General features: G+C 75.0%; 4 protein-coding genes. 1 reads left to right on the top strand and 3 read right to left on the bottom strand.

The features are described 5' to 3' along the window. Positions 1-59 precede the first annotated feature (59 nt). A complete protein-coding gene (locus KBX39_RS22285) occupies positions 60-1,553 on the top strand; it encodes a GH1 family beta-glucosidase (protein WP_210872328.1) in 1,494 nt (497 codons plus the stop codon). Positions 1,554-1,604: 51 nt separating this feature from the next. Here the strand turns inward: KBX39_RS22285 and KBX39_RS22280 are convergent, their stop codons facing one another. The 3 genes from KBX39_RS22280 to KBX39_RS22270 all read right to left on the bottom strand — a co-directional run. Further along, complete coding sequence (locus KBX39_RS22280; protein ID WP_196806755.1) at positions 1,605-2,018, bottom strand: roadblock/LC7 domain-containing protein; 414 nt, start codon at positions 2,016-2,018, stop codon at positions 1,605-1,607. 5 nt (positions 2,019-2,023) lie between these two features. Further along, positions 2,024-4,609, bottom strand: coding sequence for a nitrate- and nitrite sensing domain-containing protein (locus KBX39_RS22275; RefSeq protein ID WP_233607757.1), 2,586 nt, complete (start codon positions 4,607-4,609; stop codon positions 2,024-2,026). A 121-nt stretch (positions 4,610-4,730) separates the two neighbouring features. After that, the coding region (locus KBX39_RS22270; protein ID WP_247660455.1) for an FGGY-family carbohydrate kinase at positions 4,731-5,183 on the bottom strand (453 nt) is incomplete at its 5' end.

Genomic DNA, 5,183 nt, shown 5'->3' with positions numbered 1-5,183 from the left:
CTGGCTATGATGGGAGCGCTCCCGGCCCAGGGCGGCCCGTCACTCCGAGGAGAAACCTCATGTCGTTACTCACCCGACGGCGCCTGCTCCGCCGCGCCGCCCTGTCCGCGACCGCGGCCGGCGCGGCCCGGACCGGGCTCGCCGGCGCCACCGCGACGGCGACCGCCGCGTCGACAGTCGCGCTCGGCGGCTGCGACAGCCCGCCCGAGCGCGCCACCGACCCGGAGCAGGACCGCGGACTGCGCTTCCCGGACGGCTTCGGCTGGGGCGCGGCGACCTCGGCGTACCAGATCGAGGGGGCCGCCAAGGAGGACGGGCGGGGTGAGTCCGTCTGGGACACCTTCAGCCACACGCCGGGGCGCATCCGCAACGGCGACACCGGCGACGTCGCCGCCGACCACTACCACAGGTACGCGCAGGACCTCGACCTGATGCGCGACCTGGGACTGCGCAGCTACCGGTTCTCCATCTCCTGGCCCCGCATCCAGGCCGACGGCTCCGGCCGCCCCAACCAGCGCGGCCTCGACTTCTACCGCCGCCTCGTGGACGGGCTGCACGAGCGTGACATCGCGCCGATGGCCACGCTGTTCCACTGGGATCTACCCCAGGCCCTCCAGGACGCCGGCGGCTGGGAGAACCGGGACACCGCCGAGCGCTTCGCCGAGTACGCCGACGCGGTGTTCCACGCCCTCGGCGACCAGGTGCCGGTCTGGCTGACCGTCAACGAGCCGAAGACCGTGGTGCAGAACGGCTACATCTTCGGCCACCACGCCCCGGGCTTCCGGGACGAGGACGCGGCGTACCTGGTCGCCCACCACCTCCAGCTCGCCCACGGCCTCGCCGTGCGGGCGCTGCGCGCCTCCGGCCTCACCGGCCGGATCGGCCCCGCCCTCAACCTGCACCCCTGCTACCCCGCCGACGACAGCGCCGAGGCGGCCGCCGCGACCAAGCTCCACGACGGCTACGAGAACCGCCTCTACCTCGACTCGATCTTCAAGGGCGCGTACCCGCAGGACGTGCTGGACGACCGCGGCCCGGACAGCCGGATGGTCCGCGGCGTCCGCGACGGCGACCTGAAGATCATCTCCAGCCCGGTCGACCTGCTCGCCGTGCAGTACTACACGCCGATCTACGTCACCGGCGACGGCAGCACGGTCCGCAAGTGGCCCACCTCCGAGGCGGAGTGGCAGCAGATCTACCCCGAGGGCATGTACGACATCCTCACCCGGGTCACCCGGGACGACGGCCGGGTGCCGATCACCATCACCGAGAACGGCCTGCCCTGCCCCGACGTGCCCGGCGCGGACGGCAACGTCGACGACGCCGGGCGGGTCAGCTTCCTGCGCGACCACTTCGCCGCCGCCCACCGGGCCATCGGCGACGGGGTACCGCTGGAGAGCTACCACGTCTGGTCGCTGCTGGACAACTTCGAGTGGGCCGAGGGGTACGAGCAGCGCTGGGGCCTGGTCTACGTGGACTACGCGAGCCAGCGGCGGGTGCTCAAGCGCAGCGCCCACTGGTACCGCGACGTGATCCGCCGCAACGGGCTGTAGGCGGTGGCGGCCCGGCCGGCTGCGCAGCCGGCCGGGCCCCGCATCGGCGGATCAGCGCGGCAGCGCCTGCTGCAGCTCGGCGCGCAGCGCCGGGGTGAGCATCTCGCCGGCCTGCTTGGCCAGCCGCGCCATCTCGTAGCCGACCACGCCGATGTCGGCGTCCGCCCCGGCCAGCGTGGCCAGGATCGAGCCGTCCCGGATCTGCATCACCAGGAAATAGCCGCGCCCCATCTCGACCACTGTCTGCTTGACGACGTCGCCGTCGAACATCTGGGCCGCGCCCGCGGTGATGCTCATCAGGCCGGAGGTCACCGCGGCGAGCTTGTCCGCGTGGTCCCGGGGCAGATGCGCCGAGATCGCCACCAGGAGCCCGTCGGAGGACACCACCACCGCGTGCGCCACCCCGGGAACGCGCTCCGCGAACGCGTTCACCAGCCAGCTCAGGTCGCGTGCCTCCTGGCTCAACGTCGTCACTGTCGTCGTCCTCCTTCGTCGCGCGGCAGGTACATCTCGGTGGTCTCCTCGGCCTCGGCGCGCCGCACCCCGCTGTAGAGGCGCGACAGCATGCCGCCGACCGCCTCCGGGTCCGGCTCGTGCCGCATCACCGGGCGGTCGGCCACGGAGGCCGGGGCGAGCTGGGCCATCGGCACCCGTACCGGAAGTCCCCGCTCGTTGGTCCCTCCGGTCACCGGCGTCGGCGCCGGGGCGGGCGTCACACCCAGCGGCGACGCCGTCGGCCCCTGCCGGCTGAACCAGCCACCGCCGGCGGGTCCGGCGACAGCCGGGGTCAGGACGTCCTCGGCCCGGGCCGGCCGGGGGCGCGGCACGGCGCCGGCCGGCGCGGCGGGCGCCGGCGATCCGGACGTCGGCGCCTCCGGCCCGTCCCCGAGCGGACGGCCGGTCAGCGGCGACAGCGGCAGCGCCGCCGGCTGACCGGGCGCCGGACGCCATCCCGCCACCGGCAGCTCGGCCGTCGGCGCCGCGAGCGCCCCGGACGCCGCGACCGGACCGGTGGGCGTGCGGACGCTCCGGTCCACCCCCGGTACGGGCCGACCCGCCGACACCGGCCGGCCCGCCTCCGGCGCGGGCGCCTCGGCCAGCAGCTCGACCGGGATCCGCACCAGGGCGACCAGGCCCGCGCCGCCGGCCTGCAACCGCACCCGTACGCCGTTGCGGGCGCCGAGGTGGCTGACCACGAACAGACCCATCCGCTCCGAGGCCGACACGTCGGCGGCCGGCGGCTCGGCCAGCACCGCGTTCGCCTCGGCCAGCGCCGCCGGGCTCATGCCCAGCCCTTCGTCGACGACCCGCACCAGCGCGCCCCGGCCGTCCGGCTCGACGACGACCCGCACCGTGGTCTCCGGGCGGGAAAAGGAGGTGGCGTTCTCCAGCAGCTCCGCGAACAGGTGCACCAGGTCGCCCACCGCGTGCCCGACGACGTGCAGGTCCGTCCGGTTCTCGTGGCGTACCCGCTGGTACTGCTCGATCTCCGCGCTCGCGGCCAGCAGCACCGCGCCCAGACCCACCGGGCGGTTCCACCGCCGGGTCGACTCGCTGCCGGCGAGCACCAGCAGGCTCTCGTCGTTGCGGCGCATGCGGGCGGCGAGGTGGTCGAGCTTGAACAGATTCTCCAGCTGGTCCGGATCGCTCTCCTCGCGTTCGAGGTCGTCGAGCAGCTCCAGCTGACGCTCGACGAGCACCTGGCTGCGCCGGGCCAGGTTGACGAACATGGCGTTGACGTTGCGCCGCATCATCGCCTGCTCGACCGCCACGTCGACGGCGCTGCGGTGCACCGCGACGAACGCCTCGGCCAGCTCGCCGATCTCGTCCTGCGAGTCGATCACCGCGGGCGGCACGTCGATCGCACCGACCGGACGGTCCACAGTGCGCAGCCGTTCCAGCGTCAGCGGCAGATCCACCTGCGCGATCCGCAGCGCCTGGCCGCGCAGCTGCCGCATGCCGCGGGCCACCGACCGGCCGACCAGCAGCGAGATCGCCACCGCCACCAGCAGCACTGTGGCGATGCCACCGGCCACCAGCAGCGTGTCGCGCAGCTGCCGGGCGCTGGCGTCGTCGGCCCGGCGTACCGCGTCGTCGACGACCCCGCTCTCCATCTGGCGCAGCAACTCCTGCCGCTGCTCACTGGCCGACCACCACTGCTCCGCGTCGAGCAGCGCCGGCTTCGCGTCGCCGCCGCCGGGCAGGGTCCGCTCCTCCATCCGGGTGGCCGCGACGAAGGCAGGGTCGACCGAGGTCTGGTCGTAGCGGCGGATCTGGTCGGCGGTCGCCGCGACCCGGAACGCGCCGAGCGCGGTGAGCTGCTGGGCCCGCAGGTCGCTGAGCGTCACCTGGTCGTCGGCCTCGTACCGGCCGGAGCGGGCGGCGGCGTAGAGCTCCGCGCGGATCCGCGAGGACAACTCCTTGACCCGGGACAGCTGCACGTAGCGCAGCACCGCCTCGGTCAGCTCCTGCCGCCCGCCGCCGGGCGACGGCTCGGCCAGCAGGTTCAGCAGCGCCGCGACGGACCGGTGGTAGTTGCTGAGGACGGTGTCGCTGGACAGCACCGCCGGCGCCACCGCGGCGCGGATGTTGACGACCTGGTCGTACGCCTCCAGCGCCTCCGAGTAGGACACCCGCCAGGCCGCGTCGGCGTCGGCCAGCGGCGCGGCCGCGGTACGCAGGTCCGCCACCGCGCGGTCGGTGGCCGCCTGCAGCGGCTTCAGGGCGGCGACCGCGGCGTCCCGGTCGGCGCCGGTGCCGGCGCGGCGCAGCCCCGCCAGCTCCCCGGCGGTACGGTCCCGCTCGTGCTGGAGCCGGTCGACGGCCACGGCGATCTGCCGGCCGATGCCCACCTGCTCGGCGAAGGCGCTCAGCGTGGTGGTCTGCCCGACCAGCCCGCGCGTCTGGATGCCGGCCAGGACGAGGAACGCCAACGACGGAATCACCAGCACGGTGGCGAGCTTGGTGCCCATCCGCCAGTCCCGCAGCCGGAACCCGGAGCGCCGCCGGTGCGGCTGCGGGACCGCGCCACGAGCCGGGTCGGGACCTGCGCCCACACCTGCCTCCTCGTTCCACTCCACCACGTCGGGGAGCGGAGTCCATCCAACCAGGCCGGCGGTCCGTGTCAACGGCCGCCCGGACGGCACGAGCAGGCCGGTCAGCGCTTCGGACGGACCGTCACGCGTGCGAGGCGGTTTCGTCCGTCCGGCCGATGCCGCCGATGTGCGCCGCCTCGGGCAGACGTCCCAGCGCCACGAGCGCCGCGCCGGCCGCCCCGATCTCCGGGTTGCGCTGCCACCGCACCTCGCGCGGGGCGAGCGCGTCGGCGAACGCCGCGCGCCACCACGGCGAGGCGGTCAGCGCCCCGCCGCCGAGGACCACCTCCATCGGCTCGCCGACGCCGCCCTCCAGCAGGACCAGGTCGTCGGCGACGAGCCGGCACAGGCCACCCATCAGCCCGGCGAGGACGTCCACGGCGGTGGTGCCGAAGCTGAGCCCACGCAGCTCGCCCGAGCCCGCCGGGTCCGTGCCCGGCGGCCGGTCACCGCCCAGCCGCGGGTTGGCCCGCACCGAGCCGGTGGTCCGGCGCAGCGCCGCCTCGAGCGCCGCGCCCTCGGGCAGCCGCAGCTC

Origin of the sequence: Micromonospora sp. D75, from assembly GCF_018070405.1 — a bacterium.
Lineage (GTDB): Bacteria > Actinomycetota > Actinomycetes > Mycobacteriales > Micromonosporaceae > Micromonospora > Micromonospora chalcea.
This window is presented reverse-complemented; position numbering and strand designations above follow the sequence as displayed.

What these genes read in the sequence shown, in the direction of transcription:
- KBX39_RS22285 (WP_210872328.1), top strand. Translation starts at nt 60, where the DNA reads ATGTCGTTACTCACCCGACGGCGCCTGCTCCGCCGCGCCGCCCTGTCC.